The sequence below is a fragment of the Glutamicibacter sp. HZAU genome (genome assembly GCF_004100365.1).
Lineage (GTDB): Bacteria > Actinomycetota > Actinomycetes > Actinomycetales > Micrococcaceae > Glutamicibacter > Glutamicibacter nicotianae.
This window is the reverse complement of sequence record NZ_SCKZ01000004.1, coordinates 223,817-247,249: the sequence shown is the minus strand read 5'-3', so window position 1 is coordinate 247,249 and position 23,433 is coordinate 223,817. Positions and strand designations below refer to the sequence as shown.

The following is a 23,433-nucleotide window of genomic DNA, read 5'->3' as shown; positions in this document are numbered from 1 at the left end:
GCGCCGCCACGGCGGCTGGTGCACGAGGTTACGGCCGCGAGAGCGCGACCTTCAGCCCGAAGCCGATCAGTACCGTCCCGGTAATCCGGTCCATCCAGGACACCGCCTTGGCTGAGCTCAGCCAGCGTCCAGCGATCCGTACTCCGAATACCAGAATGGCGGCCCACATCAGGGTGAGGGCAACATGCACGGCGGACAGGCCGACGCCCATGAGTAGGGCATTGCTGCCGGCAGGGGTGAATTGCGGGATGGCCGCGATATAGAAAACGCCGATCTTCGGGTTCAGCACGTTGGTGACCAGACCGGTCAGGTAGGTTCGAATGCCGCTTTGCGGGACCGGGATTTCGGTGCTCGGCAGCTGCTTCTTGCGCAGGCTCCGGTAGATCATCTGCCCGCCCAGGAAGACCAGGTAGGCAGCGCCGGCGTAAGTGAGGATCTGGTACGCCAGCGCCGACGCGGCCAGAATTGCCGATGCTCCGGCGGCCGCGGCCACGCCCCAGACGAAGACACCGGTGCAAATCCCCAGCCCGGCCAGCATGGCCTCGCCGCGCCCTCGGGTGATCGCCGAACGAAGGATCAACGCAGTATCGACACCCGGAATCAGGGTCATCAAGGCGGCAACGGCGCTAAAGGCCAGCAAAGCGGAAGTGACGGTCATAGAATTAATACTAGGAGCTTCAAATCAGCGTGGCCTCCGGGGTGAGCAAGCTCATGATCATTGCCCGACTCGCTGCCCCAGATGGAGTTGGCCAGCCAGCCTGCTCTCTGGCATAATTGCAGGGTACTCGATTCGCAGTGGCCCCTCTCTCCGCTACGAATCCTGTCCTTTTAGAGTCCAACCAGTAAGGCCTGCCCCACAGGTGCCAAAAATTGGATTCGACCATGTTGAGAAACAGGAGACCACAAAAGTGGCCGTAAAGATTCGTCTGAAGCGCTTCGGCAAGATGCGCGCACCTTTCTACCGCGTTGTCGTCATGGACTCGCGCGCCAAGCGCGATGGCCGTGCCATCGAGGAGATCGGCAAGTACCACCCAACCGAGAACCCATCGGTTATCGAGATCGATTCGGATCGTGCACAGTACTGGCTGTCCGTTGGCGCACAGCCAACCGAGCAGGTACACGCACTGCTGAAGGTCACCGGTGACTGGCAGAAGTTCAAGGGCATCGATGGCCAGGAAGGCACCTACAAGGTTGCCGAGCCTAAGCCAGCATTCGTTGCTCCTGAAAAGGGTTCCGTGATCCTGCCAGAGGCAATCACCAAGAAGGCTGAGAAGCCAGCTGCTGAAGAGGCAGAGGCCGAAGCAACCGAGGCTGAGTAACAGTGCTCGTTGACGCGCTAGACCACCTGGTACGCGGGGTTGTCGAGGAACCGGAAGACGTCAAGGTTGCCTTGAAGTCCACCCGCCGCGGCGACCTGCTCGAAGTTCGTGTGAATCCTGAGGATCTCGGTCGTGTGATCGGACGCCAGGGACGCACCGCGCGAGCACTGCGCACCGTGATGGCAGCGTTGGCCAAGGAGCCGGTACGTGTCGATGTAATCGACACCGACCGTCGCCGAGGCTGAACAACTTAGAAGTCTGACTTGTAAGTTGGCTTCGAAACGAAAGGAGTTTCCGTCCTGAGAAGTGACGGGAACTCCTTTTCGTGTTTACCCTAGAATTTCCAATCCAGTCTCCCGGCGCACGCCACGGAACTTAGTGCAGAAAGAGCAGCAGACTATGCGATTGCAGGTTGCCCGCATCGGCAAGCCCCACGGCATCCGTGGTGAAGTCACCGTCCAGGTCATGACCGACAACCCGGAAGAGCGCTTCACCGCTGGCGAAGAATTCATCGTCGTCGACGGCCCGATCAAGACCTTGACCATCAAGAATGCCCGCTGGAACAAGACCATCCTGTTGCTCGCCTTCGAGGAAATCGCCGACCGCAACCAGGCGGAAACCCTGCGTGGCGCACGCCTGGAAATCGAGGTCTCGGACGAGCCCGAAGACGACTCGGAAGAATGGTACGAGCATGAACTGCTGGATCTGAAGGTCATGCTCGATGGCGAGCAGGTCGGCGTCATCACCGCGCTGCGCACCAATCCAGCCCAGGATCTGCTGGTCTTCGAAGACGCTGACGGCGAGGAAATCTACCTGCCGTTCGTCGACGAGTTCGTGCCGGAGATCGACCCGGAAGCCGGCATCGTGGTCATCACCCCGCCGGCAGGGCTGCTGACCCTGAACAGCGATGAAGAAGGCAGCGAAGAAGAGGGAACAAAGTAAGCCATGCGTCTGGACGTCATCTCGATTTTCCCTGAGTACCTGCAGCCGCTTTCGCTGTCGCTGATCGGACGCGCCGCGCAAGACGGCATCCTGGATCTGAATGTCACCAACCTGCGCGACTTCACCGCCGACAAGCACCGCAAGGTCGACGACACCCCCTACGGCGGCGGTGCCGGCATGGTGATGATGCCCGAGCCGTGGGGACAGGCCCTTGACTCGGTACGCCCGGCCGATGCGCAAGGCCCTAAGCCGACGTTGATCGTACCATCGCCTGCAGGCACCGTCTTCAACCAGCAAATGGCCTACGACCTTGCCGAAGAAGAGCACCTGGTCTTCGCCTGCGGCCGCTACGAGGGCATTGACGAACGCGTCATCGAGTACGCCCACGAGAACTTCAACGTCATCCCGGTATCCATCGGCGATTACGTGCTCAACGGGGGAGAGGTCGCTGTGATGGTGATGGTGGAAGCCATCGCCCGGCTGATCCCCGGTGTCATCGGCAACCCGGAATCCCTGGTGGAAGAATCCCACTCGGATGTCCTGCTGGAATACCCGGTGTACACCAAGCCGGCCTCTTGGCGAGGCCGCGATGTCCCGGAGGTGCTGCTCGGCGGCAACCACCAGCGTGTGGGACGGTTCCGCCGAGATGAGCAGATTAAGCGCACCGCTGCGCGCCGCCCCGATCTGATCATGCAGCTGGATCCCGAGAGCCTGAACCGGAAAGACCGCGATGCCCTGTGGCACAACGGATTTGCGCTCGTTGACGGTGCCATTACCCCCAAGGCCGAACTGGACTGGGCCACCGGCGCCGGAACCGAGAACGACTAAGAGGGCAAAATCACTGCAAAGCCATTTCGGGCAGACTCGCGTCGGCTTCGCTGATACGGCATAATTGTTTCTTGGTGTGTTTTTGTTCGACTCCTGCCGCAGGGGGAAGTTCGAGCCATAGAAGACCGCCGCATCGATTGCTAGGGGCAATCGATGGTACAACGTTCCGGGGATTTCACTGGTTTCAACCGGTGTCGGGCCCCGCTACGAGGATTCGGTGACCTGCGGCATTGATCCTAGGAGATGCACCATGCATATTCTTGACTCTGTTGACGCAGCCTCGCTGCGCTCCGACGTTCCAGCCTTCGGCCCAGGCGACACCTTGAAGGTGCACGTCAACATCATCGAAGGTAAGAACTCCCGTGTTCAGGTCTTCCAGGGCTACGTCCTTGGCCGCCAGGGCCGCGGTATTGGCGAGACCTTCACCGTTCGCAAGGTTTCCTTCGGCACCGGTGTTGAGCGTACCTTCCCAGTTCACTCCCCAATCATCGACAAGATTGAGGTCGTGACCAAGGGCGACGTGCGTCGTGCAAAGCTGTACTACATGCGCGATCGCCACGGCAAGGCTGCTCGCATCCGCGAGAAGCGCGACTTCGGCGCAAAGAAGTAATCTGCGTTCTTCCATGAACCGGATTGCACGCACCGAGCGGGCAACAATGAAGCGCCAGGCCTTTTCATGGGTCTGGCGCTTCGCTGTACTCGCGGTTATTCTCGGCCTGCTGGCCACCATTCTTCTTCGCGCCACGGTGATCGATGTCTTCCGTATCGATTCCAACTCGATGGAGCCTACGCTCAACCCTGGCCAAAGCATCTCCGTGGACCGCCGCGCCTACTTGGATTCCGAACCGCAGCGCGGAGACATCATCGTTTTCGATGGCCGCGGCTCGTTCCTCCCGTACGCCAAGGCCAGTTTTGCTGATGATCTGCTCTCGGCGTTCAGCCTCGCAGGAAGCAACAACAAGTACGTCAAGCGCGTTATCGGCGTTGGGGGAGACACCGTGGAATGCTGCAGCGCTGATGGGCGGCTGCTCGTTAACGGCGAACCCGTAGACGAGCCGTACATCTTCGCCGGGGATGCTCCGAGTGAACAGGAATTTTCCGTAGAAGTGCCGGAAGGCCGTTTGTGGGTCATGGGCGATCACCGGTCCACGTCCAAGGATTCGCGTTCGTTGCTGGGTGCCAGCGGCGGCGGGACGATCAGTGTTGAACGGGTTACCGGCAAGGCCGCAGAGGTAATTTGGCCTCTCGATCAGCGTTCGGAAATCCGGTGACACGCCGTAACAACTAGCAAATTCGCTTGCGCCAGATGGGTAGAACTACCCATCTGGCGCATTTTTTCTATGAACATGTAATTAATTTGGTTCGAATTTCACGGCCTAAGAGTTCCTGTGTAATCGGTGTGCAAATTGTGCGGCAACTTTCAGGATCTACCAAGCTGACTAGGGCTTAGAAAGAGTATTCCAATCTTAAACCAAGGCTACTGGCTCGTAATTTGTGACCCAAGCCGTTTCGGCCGAAGGTATTTGACTAGGTAAAACGTAACTCTGAGTTTGTATTTTTGTTGGATTCGAAGCTTGAAAAGCTGTGCGGGAACAAAGTATTGTTTCATTTTGGTAACAACACCTGTGCTTACGCGTGCGCCCTTAGGTAAGGGGAAACGCAAGCACTCGCACCATAAATCTGGGAGAAGCGTTAATGCCACATCCAAAAAAGAAGACTGCGCAACGCGGCATCGTTGCAGCAGCCGCGACCGCTTTGGTGGTCGGTTCGAGCTTCATGCCTGCAGCGGCAGCGCCGACGGTTTCCGAATCGCCGACTGCTTCCACTCCGTCTAGCGAGAAGCCATCGCCGAGCGCCAGCGCTGTCGATACCGAAGGTCTCGACAAGGCTATCGAACGAGACCTCGACAAGTCGGTTGAGGAGTACGTCAAGGACGGGGAAACCAGCGACGCTGTTTCCAAGGTTCGCGACGAACTGAACGAAAAGGGCGTGGAAGCCACTGCCTCGGTGAAGGACGGCAAGGCCGAAATCACCGTCGGCAAGGACGACGCCGACAAGGCGAAGAAGATCATCGCTGAAACCGCTACTCCAGCACCTACCACGTTGGAAATTAAGGTCCTCGATGCTGAGGTCAAGACTCCACGACAGGTCTACAAGGAACTGGCGAAGACCGTCGCACCGAAGGAAATGAAGCGCATTACCGCGATTCTGAACACCGGCGACGGCCTGAAGATCTATGCCGAAGGCTTTGAGAAGAAGGAAGCCAAGGCGCTCGAATCCCAGGCCGCTGAGCTCTCGGCCGAGAATCTGACCATCGAGGAATTCGTCAGCCAGGCCAGGTATGTCGAAGGCGAGGAAGGCTCCGGCGTTGCCGAGATTTCCGCGGCGGAAGATGTCTACGGCGCAATGGGCTACGCCATGGACCAGTCGGGCCAGCTTTCTGAGTCGACCACGGTTTGCTCGATGGGCTTCAATGCCTGGAACTCGGCCGGTGAAGATGCAGTCATCTCCGCAGGCCACTGCTCCCAGGATGGAACCACTACTATCCTTGGCCTGGCAGAGCAATCGGCAGTCAATGTGTTCGATGGAGTCGGTGCGAAACTGGGCACCTTTGGCTTCAACCAGTTCGGTGGTCCGGGCAACTCCGGATTCACCATCGAAGAGCTGAACTCCATGACTGACGAGGAGTTCGCGAACCTGGAGCCGGGCACCGATATCTCGGTGATCGACGACATCAACCCTGAGCTGAACCTGCATCCTGCGGTTTCACAGTGGCCAGAAGGCCAGGATGAGCGCGACAAGGTACTGAACGTTACCGGCGTGTCCAAGGCCGTCATCGGGTCTGAGGCTTGCTCCGCTGGCCGCACCACCGGCTGGAGCTGCTCGGAAATTTACGGCGAAGGCGTATTCTTCGTCTACGGTATGGACAACACCCTGCGTTCGGTCTGGGGCTACGCCGCAGAGAACCCGGGTCAGAACGTGCTGGACCAGGGCGACTCCGGTGGACCGGTGCTCGTCGGCAGCAAGGCCGTGGGCATCAACTCCGCCAACTCGGGCGGCGAGGACGGAATCGAGAACACCGCAGACGACGTCGCGATGTACACCTCGCTGGACGATGTCTTCAAGAAGGGCTACATCGACGGCTACCAGGTGAAGTTCTTCGTGAACGCCCCTGCACTGTCCGTGGAGAACGGCACCGAGGTTGAGGCTGGCGATACCATCACCGGCACCGTCAAGAACGCCGCCAGCGGCACCAAGGTCAACATCATCGTTGACGGCAAGGTTGTCGATACCGTGACTGTGGATGCCGAAGGCAACTTCAGCTTCAGCGCACCGGAGACGGCGGGCGAGTACTCGTTCACCCTGCAGGCCAAGAACGGATTCAACACCTCTGAGCGGGTCAACGCCAACGTCGTGATCGTTGCTGCGCCGACCCCAACTCCGACTCCGACGCCGACCCCAACCCCAACGCCGACTCCAACCGAGACTCCGACTGACGAGCCAACTGAGACTCCGACTGACGAGCCAACTGAGACTCCGACTGACGAGCCAACTGAGACTCCGACTGACGAGCCAACCGAAGAACCTTCGGAGACGCCATCGACCTCGCCTTCCGAGGACCCGACTGATGAGCCAACCGAAGAGCCTTCCGAGAGCACCTCGCCATCGCCTTCCGAGGATGAATCCGACGAGCCATCGACCTCGCCTTCCGCTTCGGAAGATGAGGAGCAGTCGGAAGCTCCTAAGGACGACGAGCCAAGCAAGTCTGCAACTCCAAAGGAAACTCCTAAGAAGGAAGATCCATTGGCAGACACCGGTTCGAGCAGCGTTCCGCTGATCGCCGCTGGTGGTGCAATGGCTCTGGCCGGTGCAGCATTCCTGCTGTTCCGCCGCAGCGCACGCCGTCACGGCTAAGGGATTCTTGACCCACGGGAATAGATCCTGCTGAAAGTGCCCCGCTACTTTGGAACAAGTAGCGGGGCATTTTTACTTGGCACACATGTAGCTCCTTGGTTGCTCTACGAATCTGGCACTAGCCTGAAAGCTAAGATCGTTGCGGCAACGTGAATACCACCGAGGTGTAAATTATGAATTCGAACGCTAGAACTTCACGCACGCCAATCATGCTGGCATCTACCGCCGCCATGGCTGCACTATTGCTTACCGGCTGCGGCCAGGGAACCGATCCAGGCACACAGCCCTCGGCAAGCGCTACGGCATCGGAATCCTTGCAGCAAACAGACAATTCAAGTGAGAATGCCGTGGATCAAGACGCACTGCTCCAAACCAATGACCAGCTTTCCGAAGCATTGGGTGATGACTACGTCCAAGGCTGGATCAAGGATGGGAAGCTGAACGTTTCAACTACCAACGAAGAACAGCTTTCCACCATTGAAGAAGCCGGGGCCGTCGGGCACCTGGTCCAGTTCAGCAGCGAAGAACTCCGCTCGGCAATCTCCGAAATCATGAAGTGGCAAAGCAAGCAGGAAAACCCGGTGCGCAACGCCATCCATGCCTACACGCTGAATCCTGAGACCGGGGGAATCACCTTGTCGGTGGACAAGAGCCAGCTCGAAGCTGTTGAAAAGCTGATCGAGGATGAGAAGCCCATCGGCGAAATCCCTGTGGACTATAAGGAGAGTGGCGGCATCATGACGCCGGCAGCCACGCAGTAGCCAGGCTCCGCTTTGGCGGAACGCACCAACGGCCAGTCCCTTCGCCGGGGCTGGCCGTTGGCGCGTTCCGAAGCAACTGGCCGTAGCCGTGCAATGATACGTTGCGCCTGATTCGGCACGTAAGATGGGGATAACACGCGACAATGGAAGGCACTAATCGAATCGTGAGTGCAGCATCAGCAGAGACTCCTCAAAGCCGGGGTCCACTTTACAAACTATGGCGCTTCGTTCGCGAGATTGTCATCATTATCGCGATCGCGCTGATGCTCTCATTCGTGATCAAGACCTTCTTCTTCCGTGCCTACTACATTCCATCCGGCTCCATGGAGCATACTCTCGAGGTCGACGACAGGATTTTCGCCAACCTCATGGTTCCCGGTCCATTCGAACTGGAACGCGGAGATGTCGTCGTATTCCGCGATGACCAGGAGTGGCTGCCGCCGCTGACCGAGTACCCCACCGCATTCCAGAACGTGCTTTCCTTTGTCGGCGTGCTTCCCGCGGCCGACGAGCAGTACCTGGTCAAGCGCATCATCGGCATGCCCGGTGACACCGTTGAATGCTGCACCGCAGAAGGCGCCATCACCATCAACGGAGAGCCCATCGACGAGCCGTACATCTACGACGGGGACAGCCCGTCGGATATGGAATTCAAGGTGACCGTCCCGGAAGGAAAGCTCTGGGTGATGGGCGATCACCGTGCAGCCAGCGCGGATTCCCGCTTCCATGCAGATCGCCAAGGCGGATTCGTCGATATCGAATCCGTCCAAGGCCGCGCTTCGGTGATCTCTTGGCCTACTTCTCGCTGGGGCACCATCGATTCCCATGAAGAAGTCTTCGCCAATGTCCCGAACGCAGTGGCTGAGTAGCGTACATGCACATGGCTGATTCCAAGAGCAAGGCAACCACACTCGAGCACGAGCGTGCCCTGGCCGCCAAGCATGGCGTCCGCTACATCGCTGCCGTCGATGAGGTGGGACGCGGCGCGCTAGCTGGTCCGATTACCGTAGGAATGACTGTGATCGATATCCAGCAGGTCAACGAATTCCCTGAACTGCGCGATTCCAAGCTCCTGAGCCCGGAAACCCGGATGTCGCTGGTCGACCCAGTGCGCCAATGGGCGGTCGGCTACGGCGTGGGGCATGCTTCGGCAGCTGAAATCGATGAGCTCGGTGTCACCGGTGCCCTGCGCCTGGCCGGAACGCGGGCCATGGCGCAGTGCGCCGTCCAGCCTGAAGCGGCCCTGCTGGATGGCAGCTACGACTGGCTGACAGCCCCTGAACCGGACTTGTTCGATATCCTGGCCGACGACCGCGAGCCCGTGGGCCTGCACATCCCGGTGGCTACCATCGTGAAGGGCGACATGACCTGCCAGGCTATCGCCGGCGCGTCCATCCTGGCCAAGGTCGAACGCGACGGCATCATGATTGGGCTGGCCACCGAGCATCCGCACTTCGGTTGGGAGATCAACAAGGGCTATGCCACCGCCGCGCATCGCGCCGCGATTGTCCTCCAGGGTCCCTGCGATTACCACCGAAAGAGCTGGAACTTGACTTCGGGTGCTGATCAGGCCCAAGGTGAAGCCACGACAAAGAAAGCAAAGTGATGGCTGCCGACGACCTGGAAAACTACGAGTCCGACATGGAACTGCAGCTGTACCGCGAGTACAAGACCGTGGTGGGGCTGTTCAATTACGTGGTCGAGACCGAACGCCGCTTCTACCTGGCCAACGAGGTAGACGTGAAGACCCTGTCCAATGCCGGGGAAGTGTACTTCGAGCTGAACCTCACCGACGCGTGGGTTTGGGACATCTACCGCCAAGGCCGCTTCGTGAAGTCCGTCAAGGTGCTGACATTCAAGGACGTCAACGTCGAAGAACTCAACCCCGACGAGTTCCAGATTCCCAAAGACGGACTGGGCAACTAGCTCAAACCGCACAGTCATGCGATCGCCGGCCCTGTTTCCGGAACAGGGCCGGCTTTCTCGTTGGCAACGCGATATCCACATTTCGCGGCCAGTGCTGTTGCCGTGGCTTATGAATCTCCGACGATGTTTCCAGAACGGATCATAGACATCGAGGAGCAAACATGCAGACCGAGAAGCAACGGCTAGGTGCCGACGGGGAACGAGCCGCCGCAGCATTTCTCACCGGGCAGCGCTACGAAATCCTTGACCGCAATTGGCGATGCCCGGCAGGGGAGCTGGATCTGGTGGCGCGGGCCGGCAACGGCCAGATTGTCGCCGTCGAGGTCAAAACGCGGTCCTCGCAACGTCTCGGTTCCGGCTTCGACGCGATCACCCCGGCCAAGTTCCGCCGGCTCAACAAGCTGCTTCTCTTCTGGGCCCAATCCCATCGCCTGTTTCTCGCCGAACTTCGCGTGGACGTCGTCGAGGTATACGCGACGGTGAGCGGATTCGACTGCCACCTGCATGAAAATGTGCACTCATGAGTACCGCACGAACCAGTGCTGTGGCCCTGCACGGGGTCAGCGCTTCCTTGGTGGAAGTCGAAGCCGACCTTGGCAACGGCATCCCGGGATTCGTCCTGCTGGGTTTGCCCGATGCATCCTTGAGCGAAGCCCGTGAACGGATCAAGGCAGCGGCACGGAATTCAGGGATCCCGCTGGCCAACCGGAAGCTGACGGTCAATCTCTCGCCGGCCACGCTGCCGAAATACGGGTCGGCTTTTGATCTTGCCATCGTCGTTGCCGCCTTGGCCGCTGATCAGCAACTGCTCGCTTCACCAGGCACCCTGTACATGGCAGAACTTGGCTTGGATGGCACCTTGAGACCGGTTCCTGGTGTGCTGCCAGCGGTGCAGCTGGCTCGCGCCCATGGCTTTGACCAGGTGATTGTGGCCGAGGAGAACGGCGCGGAAGCCAGGCTGGTGGGTGGCGTTGAGGTCATCGCGCGGCGCCACCTCGGGCAGGTGCTCGCCTACTGCGGAGCGGCGAAGGACCAGATAACCACCTACCTGCGCCACCGGCCACCGCAACCACCTGACGAAGCTGGCGGGAATGCCGCCGGTGCTGCTGAGGACGTGGATCTGGGTTTGGTCAACGGACAACAGGAAGCACGGCTTGCGCTGGAATTGGCAGCAGCCGGGGGACACCACCTGATCATGGTTGGACCGGCCGGCGCCGGAAAAACCATGCTGGCCAAATGCCTGCCGACAATCATGCCGCCCTTGGATGAGCTCCAGGCTCTCGAAGCCACCGCGGTGCATTCGATCACCCGGGGAGGTGCCGGGGAACTGGACGAGTTGCAACGCACGCCGCCTTTCGTCGCACCGCACCACACGGCATCTCGCTCGGCTTTGATTGGCGGTGGAACAGCACAACTGATTCCCGGTGCCATTACCCGCGCCCACCACGGCATCCTGTTCCTCGACGAGGCAGCGCAATTCCATACTGGGGTACTCGATGCGCTGCGCCAACCAATCGAGGAAGGCTATATCAACCTCGCACGGATCCGAGGACACCAGCGTCTGCCTGCCCGTTTCCAACTCATCATGGCCTCCAACCCGTGTCCCTGCGGAAAGAACTTCGGAACCGGTACCGGGTGCACCTGCACTCCCATGGCTCGCCGGCGCTACTTCGCCCGGCTCTCCGGACCGATTCTCGACCGTGTCGATCTGCAGGTCAGAGTCAACCCGGTTCCGCAAGCCCAGCTTCTGAACTCGGCACCGAACGAATCCAGTGCTCAGGTTCGTGAACGAGTTATCGGCACCCGCGCACGCAGCCAGGCTCGGCTGGGAAAGTTCTCAATTGCCTGCAACGCGCAGATTCCAACACAAGTCCTCAAAAACGAGCTGGACTATCCGGCCAAGACGCGGGCGGCGCTTGAGCAGCTTGCCACGCGTCGCGGGCTCTCTGCCCGGGCCATCCACCGCCTCTTGCGGGTTGCGTGGACTGTGGCAGATCAGCAGGAACACACAGCACCGACCGCGGATGATTTGGCCATCGCCGGCCATCTCCGCCAGAACTTGGAAAGCAGCTAGGTAAAGCCATGACTTCCAGTAATACGAACACTGCCGGGGGATGGGTGGCCCCAAGCTCCCAAGAGCGTCTGGTCTACGCGCACCTGAACCAGCTCATAGAGCCCAACGACTACGTGGCCACGGCCTTGCTGGAACTCATGAGCCCACAGGAATTGCTGCGCTTGATCCAGCGAGAGGATTTCTATCCGTCCGCGCTCAAGCTTCCGGTTGACGGAATCCTGGGATTCCACCCTGCAGGGGATTCCGCGCAAGACCTGAAAGTGGCGCTGACCCGATGGCGGAAACGCCTGTCGTTGAGCAACCCGGTGGGCGCGCTGGATGCCGCCGCTCGGGTTGGTGGAGGACTGCTGATCCCCACCGATGCCGCCTGGCCACGTCAGCTAGCCGACCTGAATCTCGGGTGTCCGTTGTGCTTGTGGTGGCGATCGGCAAACCCCCAGCTGCTTGAAGGCCAAGAGCTGGCCAGCAACGTTTCCATTGTCGGCTCACGTGACGCCAGCGACTACGGTGATCAAGTCACCTTCGATCTTGGCAGAACATTGGCTTTGAGTGGGTACACCGTTGTCTCGGGCGGAGCCTACGGCATTGATGCCAGCGCGCACCGGGCAGCGCTGAGTGTGGAGGATTGGCAGTACCCGGGTCCGCCGACGATCACCGTTATGGCTGGTGGCATCGATAGGCTCTACCCTTCGGGCAACAGCAATCTGCTGAACCAGATTATTGCCCGCGGCGTGCTGATCTCCGAGGTGCCGCCCGGAACCACATCCGCTCGCTTCCGCTTCCTGAATCGCAATCGGCTGATCGCCGCATTGAGCAGGCTCGTCATCATCAGCGAGGCCCGCCACCGTTCCGGTGCACTGAACACCGCCAGCCATGCGGTCGAGCTCGGACGCGATGTTGCTGCTGTTCCCGGCAGTGTTTTCGCACCCAACTCGGCAGGATGCCATCGCTTGATTGCGGAGGGCAGTGCGGCATTGCTCGCCAGTCCGCAACACGCACTGGGCCTGCTCGGCCAGCACCGCCAAACAGAGTCGCCTAGCTCAGAGGCCCAGCAGCGCCCGACTGACAACCTGAGCAGGGACGAAGGCATGGTCTACGACACGATGTCCTTTTCCAAAGGAATGCTGGTCGATGAAATCTCGGCCCGCAGTGGCGTGCCGCTGATCACGACGCTCCGGGCCATCAACCGGTTGGAGTCGCTGGACATGGCCGCTACAGATGGCCTGACCTGGAAGTTGGTGCGCCAGAACTAGCCGGTGACCCAGCTGGGGGTATTCTCAATAGTGATGAAGCAAGAACCAACGACGCACACCAGCACTGCTCTGTCGGCAAAGTTCGCCGAGCCGGTTGAGGATTACCTGGAATACCTGCAACGCGAACGCGGCCGAAGCGCTAATACTCTGCGAGCCTACGACGTGGACTTGCGCAACCTTGGCGAGTACCTGCAGCACCACGCCCAGGATCCGAGCCTCAAGCAGATTACGGTCGACATGCTCCGCGATTGGTTGGCCCAGCTTCACGAAGCGCAGGTGTCCCGCACTACCCTGGCCCGGCGGATCTCCGCGGTGAAGAACTTCTTCGCATGGGCATTGAAGCACCAATTGATCGACACCGACCCCGCACTGCGGCTGGCCGCGCCAAAGAAGGAGCGGCGGCTTCCGCACGTTTTGCAGCCAAGCCAGATCGATCGCCTGCTCTCCGGAAAAACTGAGGCGCCTGCTGGCGCAGTCGATAGCGAAAGCGCAGCGGAATCAGGCCCAGATGCCAAGAGCCAGGCGGTAGCGGCACGCGACAAGGTCATCGCGGAGCTGCTATACGCATCCGGATTGCGCATCAGCGAGCTCGTGGCCCTGGACGTGGACGACATCGACTTCGAACGACGTACCCTGAAGGTTCTTGGCAAGGGAAACAAGGAACGGGTTGTTCCCTTCGGCAAGCCTGCAGAGCGCGTGATCATCGCGTGGATCCGCTCGCATCGCAAGGTTCTGGCCCGGCAGGAGGCCCAGGGGGCATTGCTCGTCGGCGTGCGCGGTGCGCGCTTGAACGTGCGCCAAGCCCGAGAGGTCATATCCAAGGCGCTGGAATCGCTGGGGGATACCGCTGCTAGCGGTCCGCACGCGTTACGGCACACCGTGGCCACCCATCTGCTCGATGGCGGCGCAGATTTGCGCGCCGTCCAGGAGTTCCTCGGGCACGCTTCACTGGCAACGACCCAGCTGTATACGCATGTTTCAGTCGATCGATTGAGGCAAAGCTATCGCCAAGCCCATCCGCGAGCCTGACTATTTGGCATGAATCCGCGAAAATGGGCTTTCCGGGTGGCGAAAGGCCTCATCATCAGGCAAAATGGAAGTATCGGCAGCGATGGCACCGGAACGATGTTGACGTAGGGGAAGACGATCAACACCGCAACGGAGGATGGCATGTCTGCACCGATGACCAGAGGCGTGATTTATATTCATTCCGCCCCTGCAGCGCTATGCCCACATCTGGAATGGGCAATCGGGTCCGTGCTCGGCACTCCAGTAAAGATGGAGTGGACCGAACAGCACGTCGCACCCGGATTTTGTCGCGCTGAAATTGAGTGGGTTGGCACCCAAGGTACCGGCGCATTGCTGACCAGTGAAATGCACGGCTGGCAGCACCTTCGATTCGAAATCACCGAAGACCCGAGCCCTGGGGCTGATGGAAGCCGCTGGTCCGTAACGCCTGACCTCGGTATCTTCCACGCCACTGTCGATTGCGCTGGCAATGTCATGGTCAGCGAAGAGCGCATCCGCTGGGCCTATGAAAAAGGCGATGGCAACCCTTCGGTGTTCTACCAGGAAATGTCCATCGCCCTTGGCGAGCCCTGGGATGAAGAACTTGAACCCTTCCGCCACGCGGGCGAAGATGCGCCTGTACGATGGCTCAACCAGGTGGTATAACGACTGGTTAATTAGTCTCTGGGTGACTTTTCATTGGTCAGCCAGAAATGACCCCGTCGGTGCGGGGTTGTTACCAACAAAGAAGTGGGATCCCATGCCGGGGATCCCACTTCTTGCCTTAAGAACTGCGATTGTGGCGTCGCGTCGCTTGCCAGTGCTATGCTCGGTGGCGATGAAGACCAGCCAGGCCGTTGCAGGCCACTCCCGGAACGGCTATCTGGTCGTTCCCTGATTCGCGGACCTCCCGTGCCAGATGCATTCACCAATGAACAGCACATCTGATACACGAAAGGGAGAGAATGACCGCACAGTTCAACCACACCATCATCGCTTCACTGGACCCGCAGCGCATGGCGAAGTTCTACCTGGAACTGCTCGAAGCACACGAGGAACCGGGCTGGGGACCATTTGCCAACATCAGCTTGGCTCATGGCGTGCTGCTTCAGTTCGCCGCACCACCGATCGACTTCCCGCCGCAGCATTACGCTTACCAGCTTGACGACGAGCATTTCGATCGGGCGTACGCCACGATCTGCAAGCGGGAGATCGAGCATTGGGCAGATCCGCAACGGCAGCTGGCAGGACAGATCAATTACGAACATGGTGGCCGGGGCGTCTATCTGCTTGACCCTTCCGGGCACTACCTGGAATTGATTACCCGGCCCTATCTGCCAGTGGCTGGCTAGGATCCGCTAGCGCTGGACCTTGAATACGTTCTTCTGGATCCCGTTGGAGTACACCTGGGAATCGACGAGCTTCAGCTTCTGCGCATCCAGGCTTGCGTCGCTGAACAGGCGCTTGCCGGCTCCCAGCAAGACCGGGAAGACCAGCAGGTTGTACTGGTCGATGAGCTGATGCTCCTGCAGGGAATGGACCATCGTCGCCGAACCGTGGATGCTGATTGGTCCGCCGTCGCCCGCTCGAAGCCGCGCCACATCGGCTACCGAACGCAAGATGGTGGTCTCGCCCCAGTTCGTGGCCAGGTCCTTCTCCCGCAAGGTTGTGGACAGCACGAACTTGGGCATCGCGTTGTACTGCGGAAATTCCTCGGTCATCGACGGCCATACCGCAGAGAACGACTCGTAGCTGCGCCGGCCCAAGAGCATCGCGCTGGCTTCAGCTTGCTCGGTGCCCTTCAGCTCATAGGCGGCCGGGTCGAAGTCGACCGAATCCACCGTCCAGCCTGAATTGCGGTAGCCCGGTTCACCGCCCGGCGCCTCGACGACGCCATCCAGGGATACGAAGGAAGTGGCAATCAGGGTGCGCATGGGAAAGGATCCTTTGCTCTAGGCCAAGTACCGTCAGGTGCCTCCGATTCGAGGCGGTACTTGAGCCTAACCAACATGTCAGGACCGAAGCAATGGCTGCCCGCCAATTCCTCCCAGGTTAAAAGCCGCTGGGTTGGCTGAAGGATTTCCTCCAGCCAACCCAGTGGCGTGCGTTCGTGTTGCTGCCGAAGCGATTAGACGCTGCGGATGGCTACTACGGCGTTGTGGCCGCCGAAGCCGAACGAGTTGTTCAGCGCAACGATGGTGCCTTCGGCTGGCAGCTGCGCTGGCTCGCCGGTGACGACCTTCAACGGGATCTCCGGATCCTGGTTGTCCAGGTTGATGGTCACCGGGGCTTTGCGGTGGTAGACGGCCAGTGCGCACAGCACGGACTCCACAGCGCCCGAGGCGCCCAGCAGGTGGCCCATTTGCGACTTGGTCGCCGAAACCCAGACGTTGTCGAGCTGATCGCCCAGGGCGCTCTTCAGCGCAGTATATTCCGGCCTGTCGCCAACCGGAGTGGAGGTTGCGTGGGCATTGACGTGCACGACGTCCTCTGGCTGGATGCGGCCATCGAACATGGCGGCCTTCAGTGCACGGGTCGCGCCCAGGCCATCCGGATCCGGGGCGGTGATGTGGTGCGCATCGGAGGTCACCGAGGAACCTGCCAGTTCGGCGTAGATGCGGGCGCCGCGAGCGATGGCATGCTCCTCGGCTTCCAGCACCAGTGCACCGGCGCCTTCGCCCATGACGAAGCCATCGCGGTCGACATCATAGGGGCGCGAAGCCTTGGCTGGATCGTCGTTGCGGCGGGAGAGCGCGTGCATGGACGAGAAGGCGGCCAGCGGCATCGGATGGATCGCGGCTTCCGCGCCACCGACCATGACCACATCGGCCTTGCCCGAGCGGATCAGATCCAGGCCTACATGCATCGCCTCGGTACCCGAAGCGCACGCCGACACCGGGGTGTGCGCGCCACCGGCAGCACCCAGATCCAGCGACACGGCAGCTGCCGGGCCATTGGGCATCAGCATCGGCACGGTCATCGGCAGCACGCGGCGCGGGCCCTTTTCGCGCAGGGTGTCCCAGGCGTTGAGCAGGGTCCAGACACCGCCGATGCCGGTAGCGAAGGCTACGGCCAGCTTGTTCTGATCCATCTCTTCCTTGACCAAGCCGGAATCGGCCCAGGCCTCGCGGGCCGCGACTACAGCGAACTGGGTGGATGGGTCCATGCGCTTGGTCTCCGGGCGGGTGAGCACCTCGGTCGGCTGCACAGCAGCGCGGGCGGCGAAGGTGACCGGCAGGTCGTATTCCTTGACCCAGTCATCTTCCAGGGTTGCGGCACCGGAGACACCCTTGAGGGCGTTTTCCCATAGGGTGGGGACATCGCCGCCGATCGGGGTCGTGGCTCCGAGACCGGTGATCACTACTTTGCGCGCCATCATCAAACTCTCTACTGTGCGAATTAGAACTGTGCTTGGAAATTCAGGGGGCCGGCTTGACGTACCGGCCCGTGTGCGCGGCTTGCCCGCGCAACGGTGTGGCGATGAACGCCTGGAAGCTTAGGCCTGTGCCGCAGCGATGAAGTTGACGGCGTCGCCGACGGTCTTCAGGTTCTTGACCTCTTCGTCAGGGATCTTGACCTCGAACTTTTCCTCGGCCTCAACGACGATGGTCATCATCGAGATCGAGTCGATGTCCAGGTCCTCGGTGAAGGACTTGTCCAGCTGCACGTCTGCTTCGTCCAGGCCGGTCTCGGAGTTGACGATTTCGGCGAGGCCCGCCAGGATTTCTTCGTTGCTAGCCATGGATGGCTCCTTTTCTTCTTAGCCGGAGGACTCCGGTCATTTTTGTGGCTGGGTCTGGATCCTGTTTCCAGGAGCCGGTTCCAGCCGGCTTAATGAAACTTTGCTGGTGCATCAGCGATGCGTGGCAGGTTTCGTCGGTTTAAAGCTTAGGCCAGAGATGGGCTCGGGGCAGGCAACATGACGTTCCCGGCGAGCACAATCTTCGACTGGCGCACCAGCCTAGCTGGCGGTGTGCTCGGCGATGAACGCCTTGGCTGCTTCCAGATCCGCGGGGCTCTTCACGGCCAGGGTCTTCACGCCCTTCAGGCCGCGGCGGGCCAAGCCCACCAAGGTTCCGGCCGGTGCCAGTTCCAGCACGCCGGTCACGCCAGCCTCGGCCAGGGTCTGCATGCACAGGTCCCAGCGGACCGGGCGGGAGACCTGGGCGACCAGCGAATCGAGATTTGCCTGTCCATCGGCTACGGCCTGGCCATCGAAGTTCGAGAGCAGCGTTGCCGAAGGGTTCTTCGGGGTGATGGTATCGGCCAGTTCCTGCAGGGTGCCGACTGCTGGCTGCATGTGCGCGGTGTGGAATGCGCCGGCAACCTTCAGCGGGATCACGCGCGCCTTGGCTGGCGGGTTCTCGCCCAGGGCAGCGAGCTGCTCTAGGGTGCCTGCGGCCACGGTCTGGCCGCCGCCGTTGGCATTGGCGGGGGTCAGTCCCAGCTCGTCGAGCTTGGCCAGGACTTCTTCGGGATCTCCGCCGAGCACGGCGGCCATGCCGGTCGGGGTGGCGGCTGCGGCTTCGGCCATGGCGTTGGCGCGCACCTTCACGAAATTCATGGCGTCAGCCTCGTCGAGCGCTCCGGCCAATGCCGAAGCGGTGATCTCGCCAACGGAGTGGCCTGCAACGATGGCGCCGGCTGGAAGCGATTCGCCGAAGAGCGCACGCGCGGTGACCAGGCCAGCGGCGACAATCAGCGGCTGGGCGACGGCGGTATCCTTGATGGTCTCTTCATCGGAGGTGGTGCCGTGAGCGGTGAGGTCGCGCTCGGTGATCGAGCTGAGCGCCTGCAGATGCTCGGCAACGCCATCGACGTCGAGCCATTCGGTGAGGAAACCTGGGGTCTGGGAGCCCTGTCCGGGGCAAACGATTGCTAACACTCTTACAGCTTTCCAAATGTTGGGAGCTTTTGGCGCTTCTTTTGAGTACCAAGCTCGAGGTGACTGTTTGTAGGATCTCCACAAAAGCCTAGCGTATCTGGAAGCTGAATTCCGCGGTAATGCGCGATCAACACGGAAATATCCGTCATGGCTGCCCGGCGTTCTTTGGCAGAAGCCTACAAGTTCGATTCGTGAAGCCGGCCGAAAAGCAACGCGGTCTGCAGCACGAAGGCATCGCGCGGAACCAGCGGATCCCAGCCGGTGACCTCGCTGACCCGCTTGAGCCGGTAGCGCACCGTGTTCGCGTGCACGAACAGCTCGCGCGCGGTGCCTTCCAGCGAGTGGCCAAGGGCCAGGTAGCTGGAGAGCGTTTCGGCCAGGCCGTTGGATGCCTGCTGCAGCGGCTGGTAGACCTGCTCCACCAGCGCCGTGCGGGCCAGCTCGTCGCCGTTGCAGGCGCGCTCTGGCCACAGGTCATCGGCGCTGACCGGATTCGGCGCCTGCGGCCAGGCCTTGGCGGCACTGAATCCGGCCACGGCCGCGACAGCGGCGTGGTGCATTTCCTTGACCGTCGGGGCCAGAGGGGAGTAGACCAGCGGGCCGGGACCGAAGAACCTGGTCAGCCGGCTCAGATCGGCTTCCTCGAATTTGGTGTCCGAGAGCATCAGCACCGAGCGGTCGCCGAGCACGCCCACCAGGGAGTCGCGCGAATAGCGGATGGCCATGCGGCGCAGCGCCGAGACGAAGGTTGCCGGGTTGGACGAGGGGGTGGTGCCCACCAGGATGCGGATGTTCTTCTGGGACTTCCAGCCGATGGCGGCAATGCGCGAGGAGAGCGAATCGTGGGCTTCGCCGTGCAGCACCGCATCGACCACATGCGCCTCCAGGCGCGAGTCCCACGCCCCGCGGGTTTCAGCGGCGCGGGCGTAGACATCGGCGGCGGCAAAGGCGACCTCGCGCGAATAGCGCAGCACCGCTTCGCGCAGGGCTGCCTGCTCGTGCTCGGCGGCGATGTCCGGCACCTGCGATTCGACCACTTCCACAATGGTGCGCAGCAGGCCCAGGGCCTTCTGCAGGGAGATGGAGCGGGTCAGCTCCGTGGGGGCGGCGCCAAAGACGTCGGTGACTACCCAGGAAGGGGTGGAGGACGGATCTTCGTACCAGGTGACGAACGTGGAGATGCCCTTCTGGGCGATGAGTCCCAGGGCGGCGCGCTCGTTGGGCGCCAGCGAGCGGTACCAGGGCAGCTGCTGGTCCAGGTATTTCAGCGCTGCGGTGGACAGCACGCCGATGTGGCTCTTGAGTCGCTTGAGCGTTTCGCTGCTGGGTGCCTGGGATCGGCTGGGACGGTTCTTCGGAGCTGCGGCGGCATCCATTTCAGGACTCATGATTTCCAGCTTAGTTTCTTTTCCGCTCCCGCGCCCGGCACGGCAGGTAAAGCTGGGATTAAATGAAGCAGCTGCCCGGCAACGAGGAATCCTCGTTGCCGGGCAGCTGATCGGTGCGGCGCCGGAGGCGAATCCAGCCCCGGGAACCCGGGTGCTAGGCGTCGCCGCCAGCGTTGCCGGACTGGCCGGCGTTCGGGTTGTTCAGATCGTACTTGGCGTGCGCCTTCACTGCGGTATCCGCAGGGATTTCGCCGCGCTCAACCAGCGACTGCAAGGTCTGCACGACCAGCGAGTGCGCATCGATCTTGAAGAAGCGGCGGGCCGCAGCACGGGTGTCCGAGAAGCCGAAGCCGTCAGCGCCCAGGGTGTGGAACTCGCCCGGAACGTATGGGCGCAGCTGCTCAGGCACGGCGCGCATGTAGTCGGTGGTCGCGATGACCGGGCCCGGGGTGGACTCCAGCTTCGAGGTCACGTACGGGGTGCGGCGCGGCTTCGATGGATCCACGAGCACCTCGGCGTCGGCGCGCTGGCCGTCGCGGGCCAGTTCGTTCCACGAGGTGACCGACCAGACATCGGCGGAGACGCCCCACTCCTCGGCGAGGATGGACTGCGCTTCCAGTGCCCATGGCACGGCCACGCCCGAGGCCAGCAGCTGTGCGCGCGGGCCGTCGGTGGTAGCTTCCTTGAGCAGGTGGATGCCCTTGATGATGCCTTCGACGTCGACGTTCTCCGGCTCAGCTGGCTGGCTGATCGGTTCGTTGTACACGGTCAGGTAGTACATCACGTTCGGATCGGCGTGGGTTCCGCCGTACATGCGCTCCAGGCCGGAACGCATGATGTGGCCGATTTCGTAGCCGTAGGCCGGATCGTAGGTGATCACCGAAGGGTTGGTCGAGGCCAGGATTGGCGAGTGGCCATCGGCGTGCTGCAGGCCCTCACCGGTCAGGGTGGTGCGGCCGGCGGTGGCGCCGATGATGAAGCCACGGGTCATCTGGTCCCCGGCAGCCCAGAACTGGTCGCCGGTGCGCTGGAAGCCGAACATCGAGTAGAACACGTAGATCGGGATCAGCGGCTCGTCGTGGGTCGAGTAGCTGGTGCCGGCAGCGGTGAACGCAGCGACGGCGCCGGCCTCGTTGATGCCCGGGTGGATCAGCTGGCCCTGAGGGGATTCCTTGTAGGCCAGCACCAGATCGCGGTCCACGGACAGGTAGTTCTGGCCGCCCGGGTTGTAGATCTTCGCGGTCGGGAAGAACGAGTCCATGCCGAAGGTGCGGGACTCATCCGGAACGATCGGCACGATGCGGTGGCCGAATTCCTTGTCGCGCATCAGGTCCTTGAGCAGGCGCACGAAGGCCATGGTGGTGGCAGCCTGCTGCTTGCCCGAGCCGCGCTTGGCGATCGCGTAGGTCTTCTCGCCTGGCAGCGTCAGCTTCTTGGTGGTTTCCTGGCGGCGGGTCGGCACCGAACCGCCCAGGGCCGCACGGCGCTCCATCATGTACTTGTACTCGGCCGAATCCTCGGCTGGGCGGTAGTACGGAGGAGTGTACAGGTCGGCTTCGAGCTGCTCGTCGGTGATCGGGATGCGCAGGTGATCACGGAACTTCTTCAAGTCCTCCATGGTCAGCTTCTTCATCTGGTGGGTCGCGTTGCGCGCCTCGAAGTGCGAACCCAGGCCGTAGCCCTTGACGGTCTTCGCCAGGATGACGGTCGGCTTGCCCTTGAACTCCACGGCAGCCTTGTAGGCGGCGTAGACCTTGTGGTAGTCGTGGCCACCGCGCTTCAGGTTCCAGATTTCGTCGTCGGTCATGTCGGCAACCAATTCCTTGGTTTCCGGACGCTGGCCGAAGAAGTGCTCGCGGACGAACGCGCCGGACTCGGCCTTGTAGGTCTGGTAGTCGCCATCCGGGGTCTGGTTCATGATGTCAACCAGGGCGTTGGTCTTGTCTGCTTCGAGCAGGGCGTCCCACTCGCGGCCCCAGGCAACCTTGATGACGTTCCAGCCGGCACCGCGGAAGAAGGCTTCCAGTTCCTGCATGATCTTGCCATTGCCGCGAACCGGGCCATCGAGGCGCTGCAGGTTGCAGTTGATGACGAAGTTCAGGTTGTCCAGCTTCTCGTTGGCGGCCAGCTGCAGGAAGCCGCGCGACTCCGGCTCGTCCATTTCGCCATCGCCGAGGAAGGCCCAGACCTGCTGGTCCGAGGTGTCCTTGATGCCGCGGTTGTGCAGGTAGCGGTTCAGCTGCGCCTGGTAGATGGCGTTGGCCGGGCCGATGCCCATGGACACGGTCGGGAATTCCCAGAAGTCAGGCAGGGAACGCGGGTGCGGGTAGGAAGGAAGCGCGTGGCCTTCCTTCGACTTCTCCTGGCGGAATCCGTCCATGTCCTCTTCGGACAGTCGGCCTTCGAGGAAGGCGCGGGCGTACATGCCCGGCGAAGCGTGGCCCTGGAAGAAGATCTGGTCGCCGCCGCCTGGGTGGTCCTTGCCACGGAAGAAGTGGTTGAAACCTACTTCATACAGGGTCGCTGCACCAGCGTAGGTGGAGATGTGTCCGCCAACGCCGATGTTCGGGTTCTGCGCGCGGTGCACCATGATGGCGGCATTCCAGCGCATGAAAGCCCGGTAGCGGCGCTCGATGGCCTCATCGCCGGGGAATTCTGGTTCCTGGTCTACAGGAATGGTGTTCACGTAGTCGGTGGTGGTCACGTGCGGCACGCCCACGGACTTGGCACCTGCGCGCTGCAGCAGCGAGCGGATAATGAACTGGGCACGCTCGGTGCCCTGGGTTTCTACGAGGGAGTCAAACGAGTCCATCCATTCCTGAGTTTCCTCAGGATCCCGATCGGACAGCTGGTAAGTCAACCCGCTACGGATCTGGGAGATGTGTTCCTCTACAGCCACTGAAGCTCCTTGATTGAATTGCGGCTCCGACGCTGTGCAGTTTTGCGCTGCGGTGCACCGGTATTGGGACAACGGGTGCAGTAACACTGGAATGATGTGCACTGCCGGTTCATATGCAACTCTAGTGTCAAAAGCTCATCTTTGGTGTCGTGATTTCGAGCGCAAACGGGCTAAAATCGGATATTTGAAGTGACTTAGGCAACTGTGTATGGGGGCTATCTGCAATATGGTCGTG

At 61.2% G+C, this 23,433-nt stretch carries 24 protein-coding genes; 17 read left to right on the top strand and 7 right to left on the bottom strand.

Annotated elements, in window-relative coordinates; genetic code table 11:
* Window positions 1-28: 28 nt before the first annotated feature.
* Window positions 29-658 (bottom strand): LysE family translocator, encoded by a 630-nt coding sequence (locus EKH49_RS07925; RefSeq protein WP_073706331.1) that lies wholly within the window; start codon window positions 656-658, stop codon window positions 29-31.
* A gap of 250 nt (window positions 659-908) precedes the next feature.
* Here EKH49_RS07925 and rpsP point away from each other — a divergent pair, with 250 nt between their 5' ends.
* The 17 genes from rpsP to EKH49_RS07840 all read left to right on the top strand — a co-directional run bounded on the left by rpsP (window position 909) and on the right by EKH49_RS07840 (window position 15,378).
* Window positions 909-1,319, top strand: a complete 411-nt coding sequence (gene rpsP, locus EKH49_RS07920) for a 30S ribosomal protein S16 (RefSeq protein ID WP_038991489.1) — start codon at window positions 909-911, stop codon at window positions 1,317-1,319.
* Between the two features lie 2 nt (window positions 1,320-1,321).
* Window positions 1,322-1,564 (top strand): RNA-binding protein, encoded by a 243-nt coding sequence (locus EKH49_RS07915; protein ID WP_038991490.1) that lies wholly within the window; start codon window positions 1,322-1,324, stop codon window positions 1,562-1,564.
* 154 nt (window positions 1,565-1,718) lie between these two features.
* On the top strand, window positions 1,719-2,261 hold the full coding sequence (gene rimM, locus EKH49_RS07910; protein ID WP_128470390.1) for a ribosome maturation factor RimM: 543 nt from the start codon (window positions 1,719-1,721) through the stop codon (window positions 2,259-2,261).
* A gap of 3 nt (window positions 2,262-2,264) precedes the next feature.
* Window positions 2,265-3,089, top strand: coding sequence for a tRNA (guanosine(37)-N1)-methyltransferase TrmD (gene trmD, locus EKH49_RS07905; protein ID WP_128470389.1), 825 nt, complete (start codon window positions 2,265-2,267; stop codon window positions 3,087-3,089).
* A 250-nt stretch (window positions 3,090-3,339) separates the two neighbouring features.
* A complete protein-coding gene (gene rplS, locus EKH49_RS07900) occupies window positions 3,340-3,699 on the top strand; it encodes a 50S ribosomal protein L19 (protein WP_038991493.1) in 360 nt (119 codons plus the stop codon).
* Window positions 3,700-3,712: 13 nt separating this feature from the next.
* A complete protein-coding gene (gene lepB / locus EKH49_RS07895; protein ID WP_128470388.1) occupies window positions 3,713-4,360 on the top strand; it encodes a signal peptidase I in 648 nt (215 codons plus the stop codon).
* Window positions 4,361-4,784: 424 nt separating this feature from the next.
* Window positions 4,785-7,004, top strand: a complete 2,220-nt coding sequence (locus EKH49_RS07890) for an LPXTG cell wall anchor domain-containing protein (protein WP_128470387.1) — start codon at window positions 4,785-4,787, stop codon at window positions 7,002-7,004.
* A 347-nt stretch (window positions 7,005-7,351) separates the two neighbouring features.
* A complete protein-coding gene (locus tag EKH49_RS07885; RefSeq protein WP_128470386.1) occupies window positions 7,352-7,765 on the top strand; it encodes a hypothetical protein in 414 nt (137 codons plus the stop codon).
* Window positions 7,766-7,929: 164 nt separating this feature from the next.
* On the top strand, window positions 7,930-8,634 hold the full coding sequence (gene lepB, locus EKH49_RS07880; RefSeq protein ID WP_236641080.1) for a signal peptidase I: 705 nt from the start codon (window positions 7,930-7,932) through the stop codon (window positions 8,632-8,634).
* Window positions 8,635-8,645: 11 nt separating this feature from the next.
* Entirely contained in the window at window positions 8,646-9,371 is a 726-nt protein-coding gene (locus EKH49_RS07875; protein WP_128470384.1) for a ribonuclease HII, read from the top strand.
* Window positions 9,371-9,691: a DUF2469 domain-containing protein gene (locus tag EKH49_RS07870; protein ID WP_128470383.1), complete on the top strand. Its 321-nt coding sequence runs from the start codon at window positions 9,371-9,373 to the stop codon at window positions 9,689-9,691. Before EKH49_RS07875 ends, EKH49_RS07870 begins: the two co-directional genes overlap by 1 nt.
* A gap of 161 nt (window positions 9,692-9,852) precedes the next feature.
* Window positions 9,853-10,215 carry a YraN family protein gene (locus tag EKH49_RS07865; RefSeq protein ID WP_128470382.1) on the top strand — a complete coding sequence of 121 codons (363 nt, stop codon included), beginning with the start codon at window positions 9,853-9,855 and terminating at the stop codon, window positions 10,213-10,215.
* A complete protein-coding gene (locus EKH49_RS07860) occupies window positions 10,212-11,765 on the top strand; it encodes a YifB family Mg chelatase-like AAA ATPase (RefSeq protein ID WP_128470381.1) in 1,554 nt (517 codons plus the stop codon). Before EKH49_RS07865 ends, EKH49_RS07860 begins: the two co-directional genes overlap by 4 nt.
* A gap of 8 nt (window positions 11,766-11,773) precedes the next feature.
* Window positions 11,774-13,018 carry a DNA-processing protein DprA gene (gene dprA / locus EKH49_RS07855; protein ID WP_128470380.1) on the top strand — a complete coding sequence of 415 codons (1,245 nt, stop codon included), beginning with the start codon at window positions 11,774-11,776 and terminating at the stop codon, window positions 13,016-13,018.
* Between the two features lie 33 nt (window positions 13,019-13,051).
* The gene (locus EKH49_RS07850) at window positions 13,052-14,047 is read left to right on the top strand and encodes a tyrosine recombinase XerC (RefSeq protein WP_128470379.1); all 996 of its coding nucleotides are present in this window, start codon (window positions 13,052-13,054) and stop codon (window positions 14,045-14,047) included.
* 141 nt (window positions 14,048-14,188) lie between these two features.
* A complete protein-coding gene (locus EKH49_RS07845; RefSeq protein WP_038991510.1) occupies window positions 14,189-14,692 on the top strand; it encodes a DUF3145 domain-containing protein in 504 nt (167 codons plus the stop codon).
* A gap of 299 nt (window positions 14,693-14,991) precedes the next feature.
* Window positions 14,992-15,378, top strand: a complete 387-nt coding sequence (locus EKH49_RS07840) for a VOC family protein (protein ID WP_128470378.1) — start codon at window positions 14,992-14,994, stop codon at window positions 15,376-15,378.
* Window positions 15,379-15,384: 6 nt separating this feature from the next.
* Here EKH49_RS07840 and EKH49_RS07835 read toward each other — a convergent pair whose 3' ends face one another.
* The 6 genes from EKH49_RS07835 to aceE form a co-directional block, all read right to left on the bottom strand.
* Window positions 15,385-15,960 carry a dihydrofolate reductase family protein gene (locus EKH49_RS07835; RefSeq protein ID WP_128470377.1) on the bottom strand — a complete coding sequence of 192 codons (576 nt, stop codon included), beginning with the start codon at window positions 15,958-15,960 and terminating at the stop codon, window positions 15,385-15,387.
* 194 nt (window positions 15,961-16,154) lie between these two features.
* Window positions 16,155-17,402 carry a beta-ketoacyl-[acyl-carrier-protein] synthase family protein gene (locus EKH49_RS07830; RefSeq protein ID WP_128470376.1) on the bottom strand — a complete coding sequence of 416 codons (1,248 nt, stop codon included), beginning with the start codon at window positions 17,400-17,402 and terminating at the stop codon, window positions 16,155-16,157.
* 120 nt (window positions 17,403-17,522) lie between these two features.
* Window positions 17,523-17,768 carry an acyl carrier protein gene (locus EKH49_RS07825; protein WP_038991515.1) on the bottom strand — a complete coding sequence of 82 codons (246 nt, stop codon included), beginning with the start codon at window positions 17,766-17,768 and terminating at the stop codon, window positions 17,523-17,525.
* 219 nt (window positions 17,769-17,987) lie between these two features.
* Entirely contained in the window at window positions 17,988-18,911 is a 924-nt protein-coding gene (locus tag EKH49_RS07820) for an ACP S-malonyltransferase (RefSeq protein WP_128470375.1), read from the bottom strand.
* A gap of 176 nt (window positions 18,912-19,087) precedes the next feature.
* Complete coding sequence (locus tag EKH49_RS07815; protein WP_128470374.1) at window positions 19,088-20,299, bottom strand: PucR family transcriptional regulator; 1,212 nt, start codon at window positions 20,297-20,299, stop codon at window positions 19,088-19,090.
* A gap of 154 nt (window positions 20,300-20,453) precedes the next feature.
* Window positions 20,454-23,198 carry a pyruvate dehydrogenase (acetyl-transferring), homodimeric type gene (gene aceE / locus EKH49_RS07810; protein WP_128470373.1) on the bottom strand — a complete coding sequence of 915 codons (2,745 nt, stop codon included), beginning with the start codon at window positions 23,196-23,198 and terminating at the stop codon, window positions 20,454-20,456.
* Between the last annotated feature and the right edge of the window lie 235 nt (window positions 23,199-23,433).